This is a genomic window from Planococcus lenghuensis (assembly GCF_001999905.1).
Taxonomy (GTDB): Bacteria; Bacillota; Bacilli; order Bacillales_A; family Planococcaceae; genus Indiicoccus; species Indiicoccus lenghuensis.
This window is the reverse complement of sequence record NZ_CP019640.1, coordinates 2630569-2652060: the sequence shown is the minus strand read 5'-3', so window position 1 is coordinate 2652060 and position 21492 is coordinate 2630569. Positions and strand designations below refer to the sequence as shown.

Annotated in this window: 23 protein-coding genes; 16 read left to right on the top strand and 7 right to left on the bottom strand. The window is 51.6% G+C overall.

All coding sequences use genetic code 11. The features are described from left to right. Positions 1 to 2 precede the first annotated feature (2 nt). Positions 3 to 1652, top strand: a complete 1650-nt coding sequence (locus B0X71_RS13550) for a polysaccharide deacetylase family protein (RefSeq protein ID WP_077589922.1) — start codon at positions 3 to 5, stop codon at positions 1650 to 1652. 303 nt (positions 1653 to 1955) lie between these two features. Here the strand turns inward: B0X71_RS13550 and B0X71_RS13545 are convergent, their stop codons facing one another. Next, a complete protein-coding gene (locus tag B0X71_RS13545; RefSeq protein WP_077589921.1) occupies positions 1956 to 2903 on the bottom strand; it encodes an RNA-guided endonuclease InsQ/TnpB family protein in 948 nt (315 codons plus the stop codon). Continuing rightward, entirely contained in the window at positions 2900 to 3295 is a 396-nt protein-coding gene (locus B0X71_RS13540; RefSeq protein WP_198038603.1) for a helix-turn-helix domain-containing protein, read from the bottom strand. Before B0X71_RS13540 ends, B0X71_RS13545 begins: the two co-directional genes overlap by 4 nt. A gap of 354 nt (positions 3296 to 3649) precedes the next feature. Between B0X71_RS13540 and B0X71_RS13535 the strand changes: the two genes are divergently transcribed. Continuing rightward, positions 3650 to 4411, top strand: a complete 762-nt coding sequence (locus tag B0X71_RS13535; protein ID WP_077589919.1) for a hypothetical protein — start codon at positions 3650 to 3652, stop codon at positions 4409 to 4411. Next, positions 4408 to 5661, top strand: a complete 1254-nt coding sequence (locus tag B0X71_RS13530; protein ID WP_077589918.1) for a glycosyltransferase family 2 protein — start codon at positions 4408 to 4410, stop codon at positions 5659 to 5661. Before B0X71_RS13535 ends, B0X71_RS13530 begins: the two co-directional genes overlap by 4 nt. A gap of 79 nt (positions 5662 to 5740) precedes the next feature. On the opposite strand, the gene B0X71_RS13525 is transcribed toward B0X71_RS13530, so the two are convergent. Continuing rightward, entirely contained in the window at positions 5741 to 6457 is a 717-nt protein-coding gene (locus tag B0X71_RS13525; protein ID WP_077589917.1) for an MBL fold metallo-hydrolase, read from the bottom strand. Positions 6458 to 6581: 124 nt separating this feature from the next. On the opposite strand from B0X71_RS13525, the gene B0X71_RS13520 reads away from it, so the two are divergent. The 8 genes from B0X71_RS13520 (at position 6582) to B0X71_RS13485 (ending at position 14745) form a co-directional block, all read left to right on the top strand. Continuing rightward, a complete protein-coding gene (locus tag B0X71_RS13520) occupies positions 6582 to 7679 on the top strand; it encodes a threonine aldolase family protein (protein ID WP_077589916.1) in 1098 nt (365 codons plus the stop codon). Beyond that, on the top strand, positions 7676 to 7942 hold the full coding sequence (locus tag B0X71_RS13515) for a YciI family protein (protein ID WP_077589915.1): 267 nt from the start codon (positions 7676 to 7678) through the stop codon (positions 7940 to 7942). Before B0X71_RS13520 ends, B0X71_RS13515 begins: the two co-directional genes overlap by 4 nt. A gap of 97 nt (positions 7943 to 8039) precedes the next feature. Further along, positions 8040 to 8957: an ROK family protein gene (locus B0X71_RS13510; protein WP_077589914.1), complete on the top strand. Its 918-nt coding sequence runs from the start codon at positions 8040 to 8042 to the stop codon at positions 8955 to 8957. A gap of 59 nt (positions 8958 to 9016) precedes the next feature. Continuing rightward, positions 9017 to 9574 (top strand): DUF4126 domain-containing protein, encoded by a 558-nt coding sequence (locus B0X71_RS13505; RefSeq protein WP_077589913.1) that lies wholly within the window; start codon positions 9017 to 9019, stop codon positions 9572 to 9574. Positions 9575 to 9784: 210 nt separating this feature from the next. Further along, positions 9785 to 10330 (top strand): glycerol-3-phosphate responsive antiterminator, encoded by a 546-nt coding sequence (locus tag B0X71_RS13500; protein WP_077589912.1) that lies wholly within the window; start codon positions 9785 to 9787, stop codon positions 10328 to 10330. 192 nt (positions 10331 to 10522) lie between these two features. Then, the gene (locus tag B0X71_RS13495; protein ID WP_077589911.1) at positions 10523 to 11368 is read left to right on the top strand and encodes an MIP/aquaporin family protein; all 846 of its coding nucleotides are present in this window, start codon (positions 10523 to 10525) and stop codon (positions 11366 to 11368) included. 13 nt (positions 11369 to 11381) lie between these two features. Continuing rightward, the gene (gene glpK / locus B0X71_RS13490) at positions 11382 to 12878 is read left to right on the top strand and encodes a glycerol kinase GlpK (RefSeq protein WP_077589910.1); all 1497 of its coding nucleotides are present in this window, start codon (positions 11382 to 11384) and stop codon (positions 12876 to 12878) included. A gap of 169 nt (positions 12879 to 13047) precedes the next feature. Then, entirely contained in the window at positions 13048 to 14745 is a 1698-nt protein-coding gene (locus B0X71_RS13485; RefSeq protein WP_077589909.1) for a glycerol-3-phosphate dehydrogenase/oxidase, read from the top strand. A 59-nt stretch (positions 14746 to 14804) separates the two neighbouring features. Here B0X71_RS13485 and B0X71_RS13480 read toward each other — a convergent pair whose 3' ends face one another. Genes B0X71_RS13480 through B0X71_RS13465 form a run of 4 tightly spaced genes read right to left on the bottom strand, consistent with a single transcriptional unit; the run spans position 14805 to position 16864 of the window. Continuing rightward, entirely contained in the window at positions 14805 to 15551 is a 747-nt protein-coding gene (locus B0X71_RS13480) for an STAS domain-containing protein (RefSeq protein ID WP_077589908.1), read from the bottom strand. Continuing rightward, positions 15532 to 16191 (bottom strand): cobalamin B12-binding domain-containing protein, encoded by a 660-nt coding sequence (locus B0X71_RS13475; protein WP_077589907.1) that lies wholly within the window; start codon positions 16189 to 16191, stop codon positions 15532 to 15534. The genes B0X71_RS13480 and B0X71_RS13475 overlap by 20 nt, the downstream gene beginning before the upstream one ends. 17 nt (positions 16192 to 16208) lie before the next feature. Then, the gene (locus B0X71_RS13470) at positions 16209 to 16562 is read right to left on the bottom strand and encodes a hypothetical protein (RefSeq protein ID WP_077589906.1); all 354 of its coding nucleotides are present in this window, start codon (positions 16560 to 16562) and stop codon (positions 16209 to 16211) included. Continuing rightward, a complete protein-coding gene (locus B0X71_RS13465) occupies positions 16559 to 16864 on the bottom strand; it encodes an antibiotic biosynthesis monooxygenase family protein (RefSeq protein WP_077589905.1) in 306 nt (101 codons plus the stop codon). The genes B0X71_RS13470 and B0X71_RS13465 overlap by 4 nt, the downstream gene beginning before the upstream one ends. A gap of 185 nt (positions 16865 to 17049) precedes the next feature. Between B0X71_RS13465 and B0X71_RS13460 the strand changes: the two genes are divergently transcribed. From B0X71_RS13460 to B0X71_RS13440, 5 genes are all read left to right on the top strand, one after another. Continuing rightward, positions 17050 to 17352, top strand: coding sequence for a DUF2188 domain-containing protein (locus tag B0X71_RS13460; protein WP_077589904.1), 303 nt, complete (start codon positions 17050 to 17052; stop codon positions 17350 to 17352). A 110-nt stretch (positions 17353 to 17462) separates the two neighbouring features. Next, complete coding sequence (locus tag B0X71_RS13455; protein ID WP_077589903.1) at positions 17463 to 17933, top strand: DinB family protein; 471 nt, start codon at positions 17463 to 17465, stop codon at positions 17931 to 17933. A 17-nt stretch (positions 17934 to 17950) separates the two neighbouring features. Continuing rightward, positions 17951 to 18175 carry a hypothetical protein gene (locus B0X71_RS13450; protein ID WP_077589902.1) on the top strand — a complete coding sequence of 75 codons (225 nt, stop codon included), beginning with the start codon at positions 17951 to 17953 and terminating at the stop codon, positions 18173 to 18175. Between the two features lie 219 nt (positions 18176 to 18394). Continuing rightward, positions 18395 to 19732, top strand: a complete 1338-nt coding sequence (locus B0X71_RS13445; protein WP_198038602.1) for an RNA-guided endonuclease InsQ/TnpB family protein — start codon at positions 18395 to 18397, stop codon at positions 19730 to 19732. A 209-nt stretch (positions 19733 to 19941) separates the two neighbouring features. Next, entirely contained in the window at positions 19942 to 21435 is a 1494-nt protein-coding gene (locus B0X71_RS13440) for an amidase family protein (RefSeq protein ID WP_077589900.1), read from the top strand. The last annotated feature ends 57 nt before the right edge of the window (positions 21436 to 21492 follow it).

The window sequence follows — 21492 nt, the reverse complement described above, 5'->3', positions numbered from 1 at the left end:
CCATGAAGCCGGTATTCAGCATGCTGTTACTGGGATTCAGCCTGATTTTTTCCGCTGTCTCACCGGCTGCTGCCGAGGCTGCAGCCAATCAGGCAAAAACGCTAATCGTCTATAAAGGCGATGCGGGCGTGCAGGTGAATGAATTGCATGCGCTCGATCTGGCTACGGGCCATTTTGCGTCAGACAGGACAATTCTGCCGTTATCAGAAGCGGCAGAAGAAGGAATTGCCGGCTATTCGCATGTATTGTATGCCGGATTCAGTGAAGAGGCGCTGTCCGATAAAGAACTTGAACTATTCCGTGAATTCACCGGACCTCTGTATTTGATCGGCCGGCATATTGACCGGTTTCCGGCAGTGGAGAAGCTGGGGCCGGATGGAGCTGAAAAAATCACAGCCATCCGGAATGCGGCTGGTACCTGGGAAGCACCTGTCGATAAACTGGTGACCCGCTTTGAAAATACGGCCGGCTGGGAAGTGCTCTATACAGCAGAGGTGGCTGGCGGTGAACTTCCGCTGATACTCCGGCAAGGGAATACGTTCGTCGCTGTTGCTGAATCGGTTACCGGACCGGTCAGCGATGCACTGGGAGAAACTTTATTTGATTTTTATCAGGCCGAACGGCAGGCACCGAAGAAGTTTCTCCGGCTTGAGGATGTGCATCCAAAGAGCGATCCTATCCAGCTGAGAGCAATCGGCGATTACTTGGCGGAACAGAATATCCCCTATGCCATTACGGTGATTCCTGTGTATCTGAATCCCCAGACTCACGAAGAGATCCGACTGGCAGATGAACCGGAGCTTGTCCGCGTTCTCCTTGGGATGCAGGCGAACGGCGCCTCCATCATTCTGCACGGCTACCGTCATCAGTACCGGGACAGCGAAACGGGCGAGGGATTCGAGTATTGGGATGTGGAGCACGACCGGCCGATCTATCAGAGCAAAGATGAACCGGTACTGCTCCGGGAGGATTTTTCGACGGATGAGGAATTCGCCGCTTTCCTTAAACAGGGACAGGCATTCGAGGAGTCCTATATCCGCACGACTGTCGAACGGGGCATTCAGGAATTGACTGAGCAGCGATTGTATCCACTCGCTTTCGAAGCGCCGCATTACTCCATGTCAGAAACCGGATATAGAATTCTTTCCGATTACTTCTCGACGTATGTCGGTGAAATCCAATTATCCGATAAGACATTCAACGGGACAGGTATCAGCCTATTTGAAACGAAACCGGTTAAACTGCACGGCATGCAGGTGCTGCCGGAAACGCTCGGCTACATTGAACCAGACAATCCGGATGCAGTAACGGAATTGACGGCACAAGCCCGCTATGCCGCCAGTTTTTCAGACAGTTATCTCGCTTTTTTCTATCATCCGTATCTTGGGCTCGATGGCTTGAAAGATGTGCTGGATGTTTTATCGGTGTATGACGAATACGAGTGGGTGAATATGAAAGAACTGGATAACCGGGTGGTCGTGAATGGATTGACCATCTCGACGGGTGATGGAAAAATCACGGTGGACCGGGGCGTTGGCGTGCTTGTAGCCCAGACGGCCAAGGATATGTGGTGGTTCGCGGTTCCGATACTGGTCTTTCTCTTGATTGTAATCACTTCCATCCGTCAGAAGCGGGTTCTCCGCGGACGCTGATTTTATGAAAAGACCTTGCACATACGAATGTGCAAGGTCTTTTTGCATGGATTTAATGAAAAATACTGGGTTTATTTCAATTAATAAATTTCAATTATTAATTAGAAAGTAATGGATTAAGTGTGGTGCATATAGTACTATTTAAGTGAACTACCCGCCAATTAATTTCTTCGAAAATTTGAAGTGGGGGCTTCGGGAAAGAAAACTTCCCCTCTTTTATTGCTTGGTCACTCACAGGGCCAACGCCCCATGTCACAAGCCTTGAATTCGTGGCGTTCCAACCACTATCTTCGGGAAAACGAATTAGACAGATGCAGGTTCAGCTAGGAATCCTAAGTCTGACAACGTATGAACGCCATAGTTTTTGAGATTGAGTGCTGCGTTATGGTCCCGGTCGATCACGGCTTGGCAATGCGCACACGTATACGTCCGTTCAGAAAGCCGCAAGTTCTCTTTTTTTGTGCCGCAGGCGCTGCACAGTTTACTGGATGGGAAGAAGCGGTCGGCGACGATGTAGTGTTTCCCTTTTCGTTCCGCTTTGTATTTGAGCATATTACGGAACATGCCGAACCCGTTGTCGTGCAGTTTCTTGCCGAGTTTCAGGCACTGCGCCAGGTTTGACAGGTCGAGGTCTTCCACCACAATCGCATCGTAATCATTGGTTATCTGGTCACTTTTCTTGTGGAGAAAGTCTTTCCGCTGATTGACGGCCTTCGCCATCGTCTTCTGGTAGTTCTTGAGCGCTTTCTGGTAGTTCTTCGAATCGATCGGATTTCCGTCTTTATCCTTCGGCGCCCGTTCCTTCTTCCGTGCCAGCGACTTATTCTGCCGCCGCTGCCGTTTCTCGATGAGGCGGTGGAACCGCGGGTATTCCGCCTTTTGCCCCTCGCTGTCCATGTACAAATCGGATTGGCTGTAGTCCAAGGCGGTAATTTTGGATGTGGCGACCTTTTCCACGAGTTGCAGCTTTTCAAATGGATAATCGACGGAAATGGCCACGATGTAGCGGTCACCTTCCCGTTTGATGGTCGCCTTTTTGATCAGCCCATCGGCGGGCAGTTCCCGATGCAATCGAACGGGTATACCTTCAGGGAATTTCGGAATGCGCAGAAACGTCACCCCATCCCTCGATTCGATGCGGATATTCCCATTCGTCTGGTTGGTTGTATAGCTGAATCTGCCTTGCTTTTTACTGTGAAATTTCGGCAGCCCCTTGACGTCTCGAAGGGAAGGCACATAGCCGGCTTTCATCTTTTTCTGTACAGATTCCTTGTATTGCAGCGGGCGCGTTTACCGTAGGTCTCGTTATATTTTTTGATGGCTGCCTGAAAACGGATCTTGGCATCGTTGTAGACAAAGGCGTCATTTGACTTGTCAAGGAAATCAAACCGATTAGTGATCGTCGTGTAATTCGGAACCTTGTAGGTCAAAAAACCGCCTGAGAATTCGATGGATGTTAGGTGTTCAACCAACCCGGCCACGTACTCATTGTAGATTTTCCGCTCACATCCGAATGCCATCTCCAGGCGCTGCTTCTGTTCATCCGTCGGAAAAATGGCATAACGGAACGCGCCTGTTATCCACCCGTCAGGCAATTGCTTTTTCGTGCCTTTGATAGGACTTCCCTTCTTGTCAGCCGCCATGACACTGCCTCCTTCCTGTTCATTCATTGCCCTTTGTATACTGGAACTCACGTTCTGTTTATTTCGAGTATACAGGCTGGTTTGACAAAAAGAAAAGAAAAATTTTCGGCGTTCGCCGACCGAAATTCATCCCCACCCTGCTCGCTCCGCTCCCCGAGGATGGGGACTTCTTTCGGAATTCGTTAAACTAAATGGAATTTTAAAAAACTTCTTTGTCTTTAGCATCCGCTGATCTCTGAGAAGGGACTTTCCTTGTTCCGGAACCGTGATGGACGGAGATCACTGGAGTCACAGAACGGTATCAGGAGTAGATTAAAGAGAGCAGTTTAATCAAACGAAAGAGCAGGTGAGACCATGAAGAATAATTTGAAATTGGGAATCCTCCTCGTCCTGATTTTAGGGGCCGGATGGGCACTCATCTTTACCGGTTTGCCATTCTGGCGGGAATTGACAGCGGTTTCGGTTATTTCCCTGCTGATCATGGCGGCGATCCACGAGCGGTTCGTGTTCCTGTATGCGATGAGCGCCATTCTGAGTTATGGCGCATTTTTGGCGTTTTATGTATTTGTGACGACGGAGGAGCCGGCCAATGAATTGCCGCTCATCTACAGTCACTTGCTGTTTACAGGTTTTCTGCTGTTGTACTGGGTGTTGCTGAATGCAGTGAAGCAGCTCGGGTATGAGCAGGACGAACTGAAACGGCAGATCAGCCTGCTTCAGAAATACACAGGTGAATCGGAGCTCCTGACTGTCCATGAATTCATCGAGCAGGCTGCTTGGCTTATGAAATCAAGCGAGCGCCATCAAGAGGAGATCTGGTTTTTGGAGCTGGCTCTAATTCAAGACGGTACAGGCGCTCAGCGAAGCGTAATGGACACGATGGAGCGGACGATCCAGCACACAATCAGGCAAAAATATGACTTGGCGACCAGTATGGACGATACGCTCTACCTGCTGCTGAAAGACACGAATGCGGCAGGCGTCCAGCGGGTGGTTGAGCGGTTTCAGGAAAACCTGCAGCAGGAATTGAATCTGCTGGAACCGCCGTACCAAGTAAAGAAAGCGCAACTGAGGGATCTAAGTCAGCTGTCGCTCGCCATGGAGGAGGCCGGATGAGTCATGCCATCACGATTATTTTAGGGTTCTTCTGGCTGCTGCTGCTGTATTACTCCGTACTGACAATTGCCGGCATCTGGTACCGGGCACGAACCGGGGACTCATCCAAGTTAGAGAACTACCCAAGTGTATCCGTGCTGATTCCGGCACATAACGAAGGATTGGTTCTTGATGCGACGCTCCAGGCAATGAACCGGCTTCGGTACAGTGGCCGGTTGGATGTTTATGTGCTCGATGACCGCTCGGAAGATGACACAGCTGCGATTGCACAGGAATATGCGGCAGTGTTTTCCCGGATTCATTACATACCTGTCCCTGAAGGAGCACCTAACGGAAAATCACGCGTGCTCAATTATGGCATCAGCCTCATCTCTTCGGATTACTTCATGGTATTCGATGCGGACAATGAGCCGGAAACGGATGCACTCGAAAAGCTGGTGCAAGCAGCCGAGCGGACGCCGGATGCTGCGGGGGCTGTCGGCTATGTAAAAACGCGGAATTCCGGCGCGAATGTGCTCACCCGGATGATCGGGCTCGAGTTTCAGGTATTTCAGCTGCTGATGCAATGCGGCCGCTGGGCGCTCTTTAAGTTGGGTTCACTCGCCGGCACGAACATGCTGCTCCGGCGCTCTGCAATCGAAGAAATGGGCGGCTATGATGTATATGCGTTAGCGGAAGATGCCGAGCTGACGGTCCGGCTGAATGCGGCGGGTTACCGGCTCCCGGTCGTGCCGACTTCCCGTACATGGGAACAGGAACCGGAAACCATCAATGCACTGATCCGTCAACGGACCCGGTGGCTGACCGGAAACATTTATCTGCTTGAAAAATCGTTTCGTGAATGGTCGCTCTGGAAAGGGAAAGGTTTCATCTTCAGTCTGCAGCACGTCTTTACTTATTTGGTGTTTGTGCTGATGCTGCTCTTATCGGATCTGTTCTTCATCTTCGGCATCACGGGGTATGAACTGCCTCACATGAATACGCCGGTGCTGATGCTGTGGTTTTTAACGTATGTCGTGTACGTCGGTCAGCTGCTGAGCGCGCTTGTCGTTGATAAGAATGTTTCCCTGAAAAATGTCCTGCTCGCCCTCACGATGTATTTCACTTACGCCCAGCTGTTTCTCCTGCTGTTATTCCGCAGCTTTGTGCTGTATGTCTGGAGTCGGATTCAGAATGAAGCCATCGCTTGGGATAAAACACAGCGTTTCGGCCCGGAACTGGAAGAGAAACTGAAAAAAGACCCGCTTTAAGGAACAGTTGCAACAAAAGAAAGGCATAGCCGATCAGAGGACCGGGCTGTGCCTTTTTTAATTGACCGGCTGCATATCATCATCTTGAAGGTTTTAATTTCTTCTCACTGACAGCAATCGCTTTATCCATCGCGCGAGCCGGCTGTTCGAGTATACGGCCGTGGCCGACAGCAAGCAGTGCCGGATTGAGCGCGCGCAGGCGCTTGGCGCTGATCAGGGCTGCTCCTTTGTGCCAGGTGGCCATGGCAGGAAAAGGGAACAGCGGTTTCACTTGGCCTGATACCGCAACGCCGCCTCTAGTTTGAAAAGCGTCGCCTGCAATCAGACTGCCGTTCCGCGTATCAATCAGTGAAATGGAACCTGGCGTGTGGCCGGGTGAAAAAATCACTTCCAACGAACCGATCCGATCTCCCTCTTTCAAGAGAATATCCGGTCGTGACCGGATCTTTTTTGGCAAGCCGCCTTTGACAGGGCTCTGCGGCTCACCGGCGAGCAAATCGCTGTCACCGGCAAGCAGGCGGGCATCCCGTACTGAAATACCGACTTGGGCATTTGGCAAAGCGTCCGTCAATTCATCGAGCGAACCCACGTGATCCATATGGGCATGGGTCAGAATGATGTGTGTAATTGGTTTGCCGATCGTTCTTGCTGTCTTCAGGATACCCGCCGTGCTGTAAGGAAGAGCGGTGTCGATGAGTGTCAGGGAATCCCGTTCTTCGATTAAATAGCAATTCACAGGAAATGCGTCGGGCATGAATGATAATTGATGAACCGTTCCAATTGTGGTCGTCCGCATTGCTATTCACTCCTTCACATTCTTTCCTCCAGTTTGCCGGAAAATGACGGATTTGGCGAGTGCAAAGCGAAAGAATAATCATGGTATAGTAAGGGGAAGGAAACCGGAGGGGGCAGGAACCAGGATGAAGGATACAAATCGACTGCGGGATACATTCGAAGAGACCGAATACCAACTGGCCGGGCACGGGAAGCGGACCGCCCGCATATTGAAAGAGGCATTTGCCCAAGTGGATGACGGACTAAAGAGTGATCATTACGGCGAGGGCCAAGTAATTGATGCTTTCCAAGACAAGATGGCGAAACTGCTTGGGAAAGAAGAGACCGTGTTCTTCCCGAGCGGCACGATGGCTCAGCAGATAGCCCTGCGTATCTGGAGCGACGAGGAGGGGATCCGGAAAGTCGGCTACCACCCGTTAAGTCATTTGGAGATCCACGAAGAAAACGGGTTGCAGGAGCTGCACGGCATCCAATCCATATTGCTGGCGGACCGCAATAGTATTATCACACTTGAAGATATCGTAAACATGCAGGAAAAAGTCGCCTGTATCCTGCTTGAATTGCCGCAGCGGGAAATCGGCGGTCAATTGCCGGATTACAAGACGCTCGAAGACATCTCTGCGTATTGCCGGGAACATGGCATCCGGCTTCATTTGGACGGGGCGCGACTTCTTGAAGTCCTGCCTTATTACGGAAAAACGGCAGCCGAGATAAGCGCATTGTTCGACAGTGTGTATATCTCCGTCTATAAAGGCATCGGCGGCATTGCGGGGGCGGTACTTGCGGGGAACGCAGAGTTCATTCAGCAGTCCAAAGTGTGGAAACGGAGGCACGGCGGCGATTTGATCAGCTTGTATCCGTACATCGTGAGTGCCGACTATTATTTTGATCAGCGGGTCAACCAGATGCGCCGGTATTATGAGGATGCAACAGAACTGGCCGGTTATTTCAATAATGTGCCTGCCGTCACGACGCTGCCGGAAGTGCCGGTATCGAATATGTTCCACGTCCATATCGCTCTGCCCGAAGAACAGGCAGCGGAAGCGATTGCTGCTGCACAGGAACAGACCGGCATCGGAATTACAGGCTATGTGCGGAAAATAGACGACCACAATTGCTATTTTGAAGTGAGTCTCGGTGATCAATATGCGAATCTGTCAGCAGCGGAAGTCCGGAAAGTGTTTCAGCAATTCGATTCAGAAATAAAGAAGGTGATGTCATGAAGACATTTGCGGTGTTTCTGCGAATGGCTGATGAAGAAAAAAGCGTTCGCTATCGTTCGGATCATTTGGCATTCCTCGAACAAATGCGAACCGCGGGACATGTGCGTGCGAACGGCCGGTTTCCGGATGGTTCCGGCGGACTGATCATCTACCAGGCTGAATCGCTCGCGGACTGTGCAGCACTGGCGGATCAGGATCCTTATATCCGGCAAGGGGCAAGAAACAGCGAAATCCATGAATGGGAGGCAGTCTGGGCAGACTGACACCCGCGTTGCAGTTCCGGTCTCCGGGACTGCATTTTTTTGATTGATGCGGTAAGGTATTTCTATCGGGATTCAACAGGAAAGGAAGACGACGGGGATGAAATACGCAGTTGGCGTTGACATAGGAGGAACAAAAGCAGCAGCGGCAGTCGTGGCGGAAACGGGGGAGATTCTTAAAAAAACGGTCATTCCGACAGATGGTACCGTGGCGCCGGAGGAGATGATCGAACGCATCAGCAGAGTCATCAGCAAATTGATCAAGGAGACTGGCCTTCAGGCAGGCGACTTAAGCGGTATCGGTATCGGAGCGCCTGGGCCGCTTGATACGAAAAGAGGTGCCATCCATTCACCGCCGTATTTGCCGAGGTGGATCGATGTGCCGGTTGTGCAATTGATGGCGCAGCGATTTTCCATACCGGTCTTACTGGAGAACGATGCAAACGCCGCGGCACTTGCAGAAAAATGGCTTGGAGCTGCACGCGGCTTGAATGACTTTGTTTATGTAACTGTCAGTACCGGCATCGGCGCCGGCATCGTATCGGATGGCCGGCTTGTGAGCGGCCGGCGGGGCAATGCCGGTGAAATCGGGCACATGGTGGTCGATCCGTCATTCGGCCGCTGTTTCTGCGGTCTCTATGGCTGCTTGGAGTTGATTGCTTCCGGTACGTCGATTGCCAAGCATGGCTCGGTGATTTCAGGTCGGACACTTTCAACGAAAGAAGTATTCGATCTATACCGGGCGGGGGATGCTGCTATAATGGAGTTTGTTGACCGGGTGTTTCATGCATTGGGCACTGCTGCCGTGTCGCTTGTCAATACGTTCGACCCCGAAGCAATCATAATCGGCGGCGGAGTTTCACAAGTTGGTGATCCCTTGTTCAAAGCGGTCCAGACGCATATCAGCCGCTATGCACTTGATGCTGTCGGCCGGCAGACGCAAGTTGTACCGGCCCAACTGAATCAGAGTGAAGGTGTGATCGGCGCTGCAGCGCTCTGTTTCCAGCCGGGCTCTTAATCGGTCCGGAATGGGGTATAGGTTAATAAAGATGAAAGCTGTTGTTTGGAGGGATATAAATGGAAGCGATTCTGGCTGTGATTGTCGGATTAGCACTCAGTGCGACGGCAGGGTTCCGCATCTTCACGCCGCTGCTCATAACCGGATTGTTCGTGCGCACGGAATGGGTGACGCTTGCAGAAGGATTTGAATGGATCGGGAGTACGCCGGCACTGATTGCGTTCGGTGTTGCGACACTGCTTGAAATCGGTGTCAATTACCTGCCGGTTCTTGGTACTTTCCTGAAAATGCTTGCCACTCCGGCCGCAACAGTCGCCGGGATTTTGCTGACGGCTTCATTCATCGGTGATATGGATCCGTTTGTCAGCTGGAGCATCGCCATTATCGGGGGAGGCGGAATTGCGACGACTGCCCATGCCACAACTTCCATCGTCAAAGGTGTCAGCGAAACTGCGGCAGTAAGTCCTGTCGTATCCGCCATGGAAGATGGCATAGCGATTGTCGGTCCGGTCCTGATTTTTCTTGTGCCGGTGCTCGCTGTCATCGTCCTTGCTGTGGCCGGATACCTGATTTATAAAGCATACAGACGGATTACATTTAAAGATCGGATGGCATAACCTAAACCTTATTGCACCATAGACTTCATGTTTATGGTGCTTTTTATTTTTTGATGTTTTTCCTATGGTTCACACAAAGCAGTTCATTTACAAATTGCCAAGCCTGTTGGTAAGATAAGCTGGATGTTTCGTAAAGACAGCAGCGGCAAATCGATGTATGCTTTTTACATAATTATAGTGAAATGACAAACGGAAGGAAGGGAATAATGCATGGACAAACTGCAAGGTGTGCTTCCGGCGATCAGGAGCATGAAAGGATTTGACCGGCTTCTCGCGAGTGATTATCCGTACATCATTATTCTCGAAGTCCATCTCGGACAGCTGAAGCCGCTCGTGCGTGAAATTAAGAAAGCAGGCAAGAAAGTGCTGGTGCACGCCGATCTTGTTCAAGGACTGCAGACAAATGAACAGGGAATCGAGTTTCTGGTCCGCAGTATCAAACCGGACGGTATTGTCTCCACTCGGGCCAATGTTATCGGAATGGCCAAGAAGAACAAGGTCCTGGCAATCCAGCGTCTCTTCATCCTGGACAGTCAGGCACTTGATCATAATTTAAAAATCATCCGGCAGGCACAGCCGGATTACATCGAAGTGCTGCCAGGGGTTATTCCTTCTGTCATCCGGGAAATTGCTGATCAAATCGAAATCCCGGTTATCGCAGGTGGGCTTATCCGCACGGAAGCGGACATTCAGCGGGCCCTCGAAGGAGGAGCCATCGCCATTTCAACATCTCAGAGTGATCTGTGGGAATTATGAAAAAAGTATAAAAACCTGTTGACAGCGTTTTCATAATCCGTTAAGTTGTAGTTAACAAGTTAAGATTGTGATGGAGATCTGGAGACCCACATCAAATGCCGCTTTCACCGTGGAAGTGTGTGCGTTTGGTGTGGGTCTTTTTCTGTATCAGCCTGACAGTCTTGCTTAAACTGAGAAAAGAGGTGTTTTACCATGTCAGAGTTTGTAGCTGAAGTAATCGGAACGATGATCCTGATTATTTTCGGTGGTGGGGTTGTTGCAGGTGTGGTGTTGAAAGATTCCAAAGCAGAAGGCAGCGGCTGGGTCGTCATTACGATTGCGTGGGGACTGGCCGTTACGATGGCGGTATATGCAGTAGGCGCGTTTTCCGGTGCTCACATCAATCCGGCTGTGACACTCGGTCTTGCTTCGGTCGGTGAATTTCCATGGGAGAAAGTACCGTTATACATTGCGGCGCAAATGGTCGGTGCCATCATCGGGGCTTTCATTGTCTTTCTTAATTATTTGCCGCATTGGAGACGGACTGAAGACCAAGGGGCCAAACTGGCAGTCTTCTCGACTGATCCTGCCATCCATAGTCCATTTTCAAACCTGGTCAGTGAGACGATCGGTACAGCGGTGCTCGTCATGGGACTTCTGTTCATCGGAGCCAATGATTTCACGGAAGGTCTGAATCCGCTCATCGTCGGTGCTCTTATCATCGCGATCGGGATGTCGCTCGGCGGAGCAACAGGCTATGCGATCAACCCGGCCCGTGATCTCGGTCCACGGATTGCGCATGCGATTCTGCCGATTCCTGGAAAAGGCGATTCGAATTGGGGCTATGCATGGGTGCCGATCGTCGGTCCGCTCTTCGGCGGTGTTTACGGCGCTGTTTTCTATAAAGCTTTCTTTACCGGGGATTACAGCCCGGTCTTCTGGGGACTGAGCGTGGTGATGCTGTTGATCCTGATCGGTGCTGCCAACACAGAACTGAAAAAGGGTCGAAAAAAAACGGATCATTTAGAAGAGAATAAAATTGTAGGGAAAACAGTCTGAGGAGGGGATCAATTTGAGTGAAACGTATATTTTAGCGATCGACCAGGGAACAACCAGTTCACGGGCTATTCTGTTCAATAAAAAAGGGGAAATCGTTGAAACTGCCCAGCAGGAATTCGAACAGTTTTTCCCGAAGCCGGGCTGGGTGGAACACGACGCCAATGAAATCTGGACATCCGTTCTTGCCTGTGTGGCAGGCGTTTTCCGCAAAGCGGATATTGAACCGAGCCAAGTGGAAGGGATCGGCATTACAAACCAGCGGGAAACCGCTGTCGTGTGGGATCGCAATACCGGAAAACCGGTCTACCGGGCAATCGTCTGGCAGTCGCGCCAGACCGATGGTATCTGCCGGGAACTGAAAGAACAGGGACATAATGAATTGTTCCGTAAAAAGACAGGGTTGCTGATCGACGCTTATTTTTCAGGCACCAAAGTAAAATGGATTTTGGATAACGTGGAAGGTGCCCGGGAAAAAGCGGATAATGGCGATTTGATGTTCGGCACCATCGATTCCTGGCTCGTCTATAAGCTGTCCGGGGGCCAAACGCATATCACAGACTACAGCAATGCTTCCCGCACGCTGATGTACAATATCTATGATCTGCAGTGGGATGACGAGCTGCTTGAAATTCTTACGGTACCGAAAAGCATGCTGCCGGAAGTCAAGCAGTCATCCGAAGTCTATGCAAAAACAGTGAACTATCATTTCTTCGGCCATGAAGTGCCGATCGCCGGTATTGCCGGGGACCAGCAGGCCGCGCTATTCGGACAAGCCTGCTTCGAAAAAGGCATGGTGAAAAACACATACGGCACCGGCTGCTTTGTGCTCATGAACACAGGTGAAGAAGGGGTCGCTTCTGAACAGGGCTTGCTGACGACGCTTGCATGGGGCGTGGACGGAAAAGTGGAATATGCGCTTGAAGGCAGTATCTTCGTGGCCGGCTCAGCCATCCAATGGCTGCGTGATGGCTTGAAGATTATCAACACAGCACCGGAAAGCGAAAACTATGCGACACAGATCGAGTCAACGGAAGGCGTTTATATGGTGCCGGCATTCGTCGGGCTCGGTACACCTTATTGGGACACGGATGCACGCGGAGCCGTATTCGGTCTGACACGCGGTACGACAAAAGCCCATTTCATCCGGGCAACGCTTGAATCGCTGGCCTATCAGACAAAAGATGTCGTGGACGTTATGCAAAAAGAAGCGGGAACCGACATGAAGACGCTCCGTGTTGACGGCGGAGCCGTCGCGAACGACTTCCTGATGCAGTTCCAGAGTGATATTCTGGATGTTCCGGTTGAACGGCCAGGCATTCAGGAAACAACAGCGCTCGGTGCAGCATATCTTGCCGGACTTGCTGTTGGTTATTGGAAAGATAAGGACGAAATCGCGAAGCAATGGCAGCTCGAAAAACGCTTCACACGCGAAATGGATGCAGAGACAAGTGCGTCCTTGTATAATGGGTGGCAGCAGGCTGTCGAAGCTACACGAACATTTAAACTGTAACACATGGTTATTCGGCGCTATTTGGCTTTTGATATGCTATAATAGGTGTCAGAACAAGTTAATAACTGGATGGAGAATTTGAGAGACCACCGACACCTGCAGAATTACTCTGAGGGGTGCCGTCTGGTCTCTTTTCGATTTTCTGTCAACAGAAGGAGAGATAAGGTCTATGGGATTTTCCAGTTTTGAACGATCAGCGACGTACAAAGAGATGGAGAGCCAGCAACTTGATTTGCTTGTCATCGGCGGTGGAATCACAGGTGCAGGGATTGCGCTTGACGCTGCAACCCGCGGAATGAAAATCGGCGTTTTGGAAATGCAGGATTTTGCGGCGGGCACCAGCAGCCGTTCCACGAAACTCGTCCATGGCGGCTTGCGTTATTTGAAGCAATTCGAAGTGAAGATGGTGGCGGAAGTCGGCAAAGAACGGGAAATCGTGTATGAGAACGGCCCGCATGTAACAACGCCGGAATGGATGATGCTGCCATTTTACAAGGGCGGGAATTTTGGCCCGTACAGCACAAATATCGGCTTGCGCGTTTATGACTTCCTGGCAGGTGTGAAAAAGGGCGAGCGCCGCCGCATGCTGAATATTGACGAAGCACTCGAACGGGAACCGCTGCTGAAGCGGGACGGATTGAAAGGTGCCGGATATTACGTGGAGTACAAGACGGATGACGCCCGGCTGACGATTGAAGTGATGAAAAAGGCTGTGGAGACCGGTGCGCATGCACTCAATTACGCGAAAGTTATCCAGTTCCTTTATGAGGACGGCCGCGTCGTGGGTGTCAATGCGGAAGACCAGATCGACGGCACCATCCACTCCATCCGTGCCAAGAAAGTCGTCAACGCAGCCGGACCATGGGTTGATGAACTGCGCGAAAAAGATGGCTCGAAGAAGGGGAAAACCCTTCAGTTAACGAAAGGGGTTCACTTGGTGTTTGACGGAGACCGGTTCCCGCTCCGACAGGCGATTTACTTTGATATGCCGGATGGCCGGATGGCCTTTGCAATCCCGCGCGAAGGCAAAGTGTATGTGGGGACGACGGACACGGTATACAAAGCGGATATCGCACACCCGACCATGACGGAAGAAGACCGCGACTATTTGCTGAAGGCTGTCGATTTCATCTTTCCGGAAGTTGGTGTGACTGTGGAAGACGTTGAATCGAGTTGGGCGGGTGTCCGGCCGCTCATTTACGAAGAAGGGAAAGATCCTTCTGAAATTTCCCGGAAGGATGAGATTTTCGTTTCGGAATCCGGGCTTATTTCAATCGCCGGCGGCAAGTTGACCGGTTACCGGAAAATGGCGGAGCATATCGCGGATCTCGTCGCTTCCCAGCTGAAGGAAGAAGAGGGGCGGACGTTCCCGAAAAGTGACACGAAACACCTGCCGATTTCAGGCGGTGAAGTCGGCGGCTCGGAAGGCTTTAAGAAATTCATCGATGATATTGAACGGGCAGGTGAGCCGCTCGGTCTGCCGGAAGGCGCTCTTCGCCAGCTGACGGAGCGCTACGGCGCAAATGTGGATAAAGTGCTGGAGTATTACGTATCCGGCAAAGACGAGGCGGATAAGATCGGCATCCATCCGCTTGCGTATGCCATGCTGCGGTACGGCATTGAACATGAAGCGACTTGTAAGCCAGTCGACTTCTTTGTCCGACGGACCGGGGCCATCTATTTCCAGATTGATTGGGTACGGACATATAAGGATCCGGTCCTCAATTACATGGCTGGTGCGTTTGGCTGGACGGATGAGCAGAAACAGCTGTACCGCGAAGAGCTGGATGAACTTCTGTTTGAAGCGACCCAGCCGGTGCCGTATGGCGTGAATTGGGTAGAGAAAGAACCGGTTGAAGCGAAATAATAAATCGAAAAAGCGTGAGACCGGTACCGGTCTCACGCTTTTTTAAATAGCGATCCCTGCTACTGCAGGATATCCTGAAGCGAGGAAGCATACGTTATGCCCAGGTGAACATCCAATTCATTGAGCCGCCGGGCATGATCCGGATGCAGGCCGGTCAGCGTGACGGATGTGCCCATCAGGCTGAGCGACTGCAGCAGCGAATTGAATTCCTGGAGACCGGAATTATCGATTAGATCGACAGCGGTGAAATCCAGAATGATTTTCGTTGCGCCGGATGCGTATGTATCACTCAATACTTTCTCCTGCACTGCAGCCATCTGTTCTACTGTCAAATCCCCAAAGAGCGGGATGAGCATGCGCGATCGATCAAGCCGGATGAGCGGAGCTGATAATTCCCGGACCCGTTTCACCAATTCATCCACTTTCATCTTTTCCAGCAGCAGGTCGTAATTCGTCTCGTTCAGCCGCTGCCGGAGACTCGTGAACTGGCCGGCGATGCGTCTGTGGCTTTCGGCGTGCGGCACGATGACCAGCGTAGCGGTCTCTTCATCATTCCAGTTTACATGGACATCAGCAGCAAACCGTTCTTCTCCTCTTCCGAGAAAGTTCAGTTCAATCCCCTTGCCCGGCAGCCCTTTCGGCAGGAGGTTTTCTGCCTTTTGCCGGCTGTCTTCATCAAGTAAATCAAGAAATGAGGCAGCGGGGACAAGGATTTTCTCCGCCTCTAATGACCGGTCCTGGATGGTGAAATCCCGGGTTATTTTCAGTACAGGGAGCGGCCATTCCTCAGATTGCGGATTTTTCATATTGCTCTGTTCCTCCTTCTTCCCGGATCCAGCGCTCCAGCTGATGCAGATTGTCAAACAGCAGGACGCCTTCTTGTTCCAAGTGGGACAGGTCTGCTGCACTTACGGCCCGGCCGCCGATGAAAATGACGGGGGCCGGCTGAAGTTCCAAGAATGCTTCCACGAATTTGCGGACAGCAGGCGCCCGGTAGGCCAGCGCTGCTGATAAGCCAATGGCATCCGGCTGCCAGCGTTCGGCGGCTGCCAATGCATGATCCAGCGGAAGATCCGGTCCCAGATAATGGACACTCCAGCCATTCTCCCGCAGAAGCGATGCGGTCATCTTCAGTCCAAGGTAATGCTGTTCGCCTTCAACGCCGAGCACGAGGGCTGTTTTGCTGCCATCGGACGGCAGTGAAACGGGCCGGATATCAACAGCAGACATGACAAAATCACAGATCGCTGTCGCCAGATGTTCATCGGCAACCGAGATTTCATTGCGTTCCCAAAGTTCTCCAATATGAATCATGGCTGGTGTCAGTAAGTCATGATACAGTTCCTTTTTGGAGTGTTCTGCCAAGTACGCCTGGATTTCTGTCAGCGCCTTTGTCTCTTCCCCGTCAAGGAATAACCGGGCCAACGCTTTTGGCTCAATTAACATAGATGACTCCTCTCCGTTCATGGCCGTTCCAGCTTTCGGACCGCATCCTGCAGACAGCTGATCATGAATGATTCTTCATCGGGATCTGTCTGTCCTGGGATTACATCAATCAGCCGGCCGAAATTATCAATGATTAATCCGGTTTCCACGTTTCGGCTTGTCAGCACGGTCTCAAGCCAGTCAGTATACTCCAGAAACAGCTGGGGCTGTCGGAGTTCGTAGGCGGTCTCCAGATGATCCAAGTGATGGTGATTGTCTTCTTTCGTATGCTTATATCCGCGCTCACCGAACCGTTCCCATAAATCAGGATAGGCTTCATAAATGCCGGCGGTCACTTGATCGGCGATTTGCTCTTTTACTGCTGCGTTCATTCAGTCACAACCTCGTATTGCCGGACAGTCGGCACGATGCCTGCCAATTCCTGGTCCGGGTAATTTTTTTCAAGATCATGGATCTCTTTGAACTCGTCACTCCGCGCCCATGCAAGGTAGGCCGCTTTTGACTCCCATTCCAATTGCACAGTCAGTTCCTCCGGCTTTTTCATATTCTGCAGCAGCCGGAATGACTGGAAGCCGTCAGCACGATCAACCCGGCGCGAGCGGTTTCTGTATATATCGATGACTTCCCCGGATTTCCCCGGTGGAACAGTCACCGTCGATGTCACAATAAACAACCGGAATTCCTCCTCGATTCATAAAAAGTACCTTTAGTTTACCATTGGCATCTTTAAAATAGAAGAATTGGGGACTCATCGGAGGGCTGGAAAGCGGACAGGAGATCTTGTCGGTCAAGCTACGTTTCCCGGTATGCTGTCCGGGTAATATAGAAGATAAGACGTGATTACAAGGAGGCAATAGAATGGCTGATAACAACGATAACAAAAACCGCAGTGAGTATTTCGAAGACCGCGCCGGCACAGAAGATGCACGGTTCCACATGGTGCCGCACGGTGACGGCGAATGGGCCATCAAACGGGAAGGTGAAGATGATCCGGTCGAAACGTACGACGACCGCGATAAAGCGATTGATGATGCTATCCAGAAAGCGAAGGATGCCGGCACGATTGCCATCATCCATGATGACGATGGCCAAATTGAGCGCCAGGAGAATTTTGATTTTGATGAAGACGACGATGACAATAACAGCGGTAATGATGACTGAAGCAACAGCCCGGAAAGAGGAAATCCCTCTGCCCGGGCTGTTTTTTTGCAGGAAGCAGGCGGTATTCTGTCGAATAAAGAAAGTATCAGACTTATTATGAGGGGATGTTTATGGAAAAAAAGCGCATTATGGAAGAAGAATTGGCGACGGCTGAATGGGCAGAGTCACTGAAGGCGGTTCCGGACGAATTGTGGTTTCGCCCATTCCGGGAAGGGGCGTGGGGGCCGGCAGATGTTATATCACATTTTATTACTTGGGATAAGTTCCTGATTCAAAACCGGATCTCCTATCTATTGCGCGGAGATGAACCGCCGAAACTCAAAGTGGATGTGGATGCGCTCAATAAACATGCGAGCGACTTTGCCCGGTCAGGCATTTCAAAAGAAGACCTCATCGATGAATTCGTGTTAGTGCGCAATGCGCTTGTCACCTTTATCGATAAGATTCCTGAGGAGCGATTTTTGCAGCCGTATCCAGGCAATCCTGAAATTACGTTGCTCGATTACTTCAGCGGCATGGTGGCTCACGACCGGAAACATCAGAAAGAAATTGATGCACATGTCCGGCCGCTGCCGCTGTAGGATCTGGAGGAATGGTGATGAGCAGTCTGATTCGCGGCTTCAGCGGCTTTTTGCTACTGGAGCTTTATTTTTATGCTGTCGTTCATATTGTAAATCCGTTGTATGATCGGGAATGCCAAATAGGCATTCTTTTTTTATTTGAGGGACAGAGAAAATTTACTTTTAAAAATTTTGGTGTGCCAAGCAAAAAAATGTCTGGAATAAGCCTGAAATGCTATTCGGTGGCAGCAGAAGAAGGATGATTTCAACTGAGCTCACTTTAAAATCGGCTGAGTGTGTTTTAACGAATTCCGAAAGAAGTCCCCATCCTCGGGGAGCGGAGCGAGCAGGGTGGGGATGAATGTCGGTCGGCGTTCGCCGACAGTTTTTTGTTTTCTTTTCGCTTGGCGGACGTGTATACTTAAACTAACAGAACACATGTTCCGGCACACCTGTGACGAATGGGAAAAGGGGGCGGCGGCATGGCGACAGACAAAAACGGACATCACATCAAAGGCACGAAAAAACAATTGCCTGGTGGATGGGTGACGGGTGCCTTCCGTTTCGCCATTTTCCCCACGGACGAACAGAAACAGCGCCTCGAGATGGCGTTCGGCTGCGAGCGCAAAATCTATAACGAATACGTGGCGGGGCTGTACGAGCACCTTGAGGCCATCAGCTTCTCAGGCGGATTCCTGGCGTACAAGGTTCCGAATTATACGACGATCACCCAGCGCTATGATTTCCTGGATCGGTCGACTGATTCGTTTGTGTACAACGATGCCAAGATCCGTTTCCAGGCGGCCATCAAAAAGTACAACGAGACATACGGCAAGCGACCACTGCAGTATAAAAAGTCGGTTCGTCAGAAGATGACGGACGGCTATGCGCCATCCCTTCAGGATGTCGAAGGCCTGCCGAAGTTCCACAGTAAAAAGCAGGGCAGGTTCAGCTATACGACCAATCAGACGAACGGGAACATCCGCATCGAATCACGGGATGGGGTGACGTTCCTGCGCATCCCGAAATTCGCCGAGGGTGTGTCGATCCGCCTGCATCGCGCGCTTCCCGCCGATGGCCTGATCAAAAAGGCGACCATCAAACGGGAAGGTGACCGCTACATCGTGGCCATTTCCGTCGATTACCCATTTGAAAAGCTGCAACTCGTGGAAAAGGTCGCCACATCCAAAATTACCGCATTGGACTACAGCCAATCCGATTTGTACATGGACAGCGAGGGGCAAAAGGCGGAATACCCGCGGTTCCACCGCCTCATCGAGAAACGGCAGCGGCGGCAGAATAAGTCGCTGGCACGGAAGAAGGAACGGGCGCCGAAGGATAAAGACGGAAATCCGATCGATTCGAAGAACTACCAGAAAGCGCTCAAGAACTACCAGAAGACGATGGCGAAGGCCGTCAATCAGCGGAAAGACTTTCTCCACAAGAAAAGTGACCAGATAACCAATGATTACGATGCGATTGTGGTGGAAGACCTCGACCTGTCAAACCTGGCGCAGTGCCTGAAACTCGGCAAGAAACTGCACGACAACGGGTTCGGCATGTTCCGTAATATGCTCAAATACAAAGCGGAACGAAAAGGGAAACACTACATCGTCGCCGACCGCTTCTTTCCATCCAGTAAACTGTGCAGCGCCTGCGGCACAAAAAAAGAGAACTTGCGGCTTTCTGAACGGACGTATGCGTGTGCGCATTGCCAAGCCATGATCGACTGGGACCATAACGCAGCCCTCAACCTCAAGAACTACGGCATCCGCACGCTGTCGGATTTGGGGTTCTTAGCCGCCCCCGTCTCCAGCTAACGTATTTTCCCGCTGAGTAGTGGTCGGGACGCCACGAATTCAAGGCTTGTGACATGGAACGTGGGTTCCGTGGGTGACCAAGCAATAAAAGAGGGGAAGTTTTCTTTCCCGAAGCCCCCACTTCAAATTTTCGAAGAAAATTAAGTGGCGGGTAGTTCACAAAATGGTATTCTTTCACAAGATAATCGAAATGATGATGGAGGGATGACGTGGATTTAACTACATACATGCAAACTGATGGGGTGGGACTGGCAGAGCTCGTCCAGAAGCGGGAAGTGACGCCGGCTGAGCTGCTGGAGCTGAGTTTCACCCGGCTGCAACAAGTGAATCCTGAACTGAACGCTTTTACAAAAACGCGGCATCCGCAGGCAGTAACGGAAGCTGCCTATCTGCCTGATGGTCCGTTCATGGGCGTGCCGATCGCATTGAAGAACATTTCGCAGGCGCTGAAAGGGGAAGCGTTGACGTCGGGGTCGAAGCTATTGGCATCAGCCTTATCGGACCGCGACTCGAATTTCGTTGCGCGGCTCCGGGCCGCCGGGGTGTCATTCATCGGCCACACCAATACGCCGGAATTCGGATTGAAGAACATCACAGAACCTGCCTCACATGGAGCTTCACGCAATCCATGGAATCCCGATTATTCACCGGGCGGTTCAAGCGGCGGATCGGCAGCAGCTGTCGCATCAGGCATTGTGCCGGTGGCAGGTGCAAGTGACGGCGGCGGATCGATTCGGATTCCGGCTTCGTTCACGGGGCTGTTCGGCTTGAAGCCGACACGCGGACGGACACCGGTAGGGCCGGGAACCGGCCGGCAATGGCAGGGAGCTTCGATTGATTTCGCTTTGACCCGAACGGTCCGCGACAGCGCGGCGCTTCTTGATGTGCTGCAGACCATTCAGCCGGAAGCGGCATTCCAGGTGCCGTTATTCGCCGGCAGTTACCTGGAAACGTTGAAGCAGGCACCAAAGTCCTTAACAGTGGCATTCTCACTGGAATCGCCGGTCGGGACGCCGGTGTCGGCTGAGGCGAAAGAGGCCGTGCGGAAAACGGTGAAATGGCTTGAACGCCAAGGGCACCGGGTAGAAGAGGAAGGGAATGGTGTGGACGGCATCCGGCTCATGCAGGATTATTACATCATGAACAGCGGCGAGATGGCACTCGTTGTCCGGCAGCTCGGTCAAATGCTCGGCCGTCCGCTTACGAAAGATGATTTGGAGATCGAGGGCTGGCTGATGGCAGAAGCCGGAAAAAACGTGTCGGCTGCTGATTATTCCGCAAGCATTGCATCATGGGACCGGGCAGCAGCCAAAATGGCGGACCTTCACCAAACCTACGATTTATATATCACACCGGCAACTGCTTCAGCTGCACCGAAAGTCGGCGACCTCACGCACTCTGAAGAGTCGCGGGCTATGCTGCTTGCACGCCTCGCCCGGGCGAAGACCTGGCAGGAAGAGCAGGCGCTCATTTATGATATGTTCCTTCCGAGTCTCACCTGCACACCATTTACGCAGCTCGCAAATCTGACGGGACAGCCGGCCGTATCGGTACCGGTTCATGTAACGGCGGCCGGCCTTCCAATCGGTGTCCAGCTCATGGCGAATAAAGGCAATGAAGCATTGCTGCTGCAGACGGCAGCGGCGATCGAACAGTCAGACCTTTGGATCGGCATGGCCGGGAATCCGAATTTCGCCAATTGATCAGTTGTTTCATGTAGAATATGGGAATAGTACAGGATTGATGGAAGAAGGAATCAT

Coding starts and splice junctions, on each gene's coding strand:
- B0X71_RS13500 (WP_077589912.1), top strand. CDS start 9,785: ATGGACAAACTGCAAGGTGTGCTTCCGGCGATCAGGAGCATGAAAGGA.
- B0X71_RS13515 (WP_077589915.1), top strand. CDS start 7,676: ATGAAGACATTTGCGGTGTTTCTGCGAATGGCTGATGAAGAAAAAAGC.
- B0X71_RS13445 (WP_198038602.1), top strand. CDS start 18,395: ATGGCGACAGACAAAAACGGACATCACATCAAAGGCACGAAAAAACAA.
- B0X71_RS13545 (WP_077589921.1), bottom strand. CDS start 2,903: ATGAAAGCCGGCTATGTGCCTTCCCTTCGAGACGTCAAGGGGCTGCCG.
- B0X71_RS13525 (WP_077589917.1), bottom strand. CDS start 6,457: ATGCGGACGACCACAATTGGAACGGTTCATCAATTATCATTCATGCCC.
- B0X71_RS13505 (WP_077589913.1), top strand. CDS start 9,017: ATGGAAGCGATTCTGGCTGTGATTGTCGGATTAGCACTCAGTGCGACG.
- B0X71_RS13450 (WP_077589902.1), top strand. CDS start 17,951: ATGAGCAGTCTGATTCGCGGCTTCAGCGGCTTTTTGCTACTGGAGCTT.
- B0X71_RS13475 (WP_077589907.1), bottom strand. CDS start 16,191: ATGTTAATTGAGCCAAAAGCGTTGGCCCGGTTATTCCTTGACGGGGAA.
- B0X71_RS13530 (WP_077589918.1), top strand. CDS start 4,408: ATGAGTCATGCCATCACGATTATTTTAGGGTTCTTCTGGCTGCTGCTG.
- B0X71_RS13510 (WP_077589914.1), top strand. CDS start 8,040: ATGAAATACGCAGTTGGCGTTGACATAGGAGGAACAAAAGCAGCAGCG.
- B0X71_RS13455 (WP_077589903.1), top strand. CDS start 17,463: ATGGAAAAAAAGCGCATTATGGAAGAAGAATTGGCGACGGCTGAATGG.
- B0X71_RS13480 (WP_077589908.1), bottom strand. CDS start 15,551: ATGAAAAATCCGCAATCTGAGGAATGGCCGCTCCCTGTACTGAAAATA.
- B0X71_RS13485 (WP_077589909.1), top strand. CDS start 13,048: ATGGGATTTTCCAGTTTTGAACGATCAGCGACGTACAAAGAGATGGAG.
- B0X71_RS13535 (WP_077589919.1), top strand. CDS start 3,650: ATGAAGAATAATTTGAAATTGGGAATCCTCCTCGTCCTGATTTTAGGG.
- B0X71_RS13540 (WP_198038603.1), bottom strand. CDS start 3,295: ATGGCGGCTGACAAGAAGGGAAGTCCTATCAAAGGCACGAAAAAGCAA.
- B0X71_RS13550 (WP_077589922.1), top strand. CDS start 3: ATGAAGCCGGTATTCAGCATGCTGTTACTGGGATTCAGCCTGATTTTT.
- B0X71_RS13495 (WP_077589911.1), top strand. CDS start 10,523: ATGTCAGAGTTTGTAGCTGAAGTAATCGGAACGATGATCCTGATTATT.
- B0X71_RS13460 (WP_077589904.1), top strand. CDS start 17,050: ATGGCTGATAACAACGATAACAAAAACCGCAGTGAGTATTTCGAAGAC.
- B0X71_RS13520 (WP_077589916.1), top strand. CDS start 6,582: ATGAAGGATACAAATCGACTGCGGGATACATTCGAAGAGACCGAATAC.
- B0X71_RS13470 (WP_077589906.1), bottom strand. CDS start 16,562: ATGAACGCAGCAGTAAAAGAGCAAATCGCCGATCAAGTGACCGCCGGC.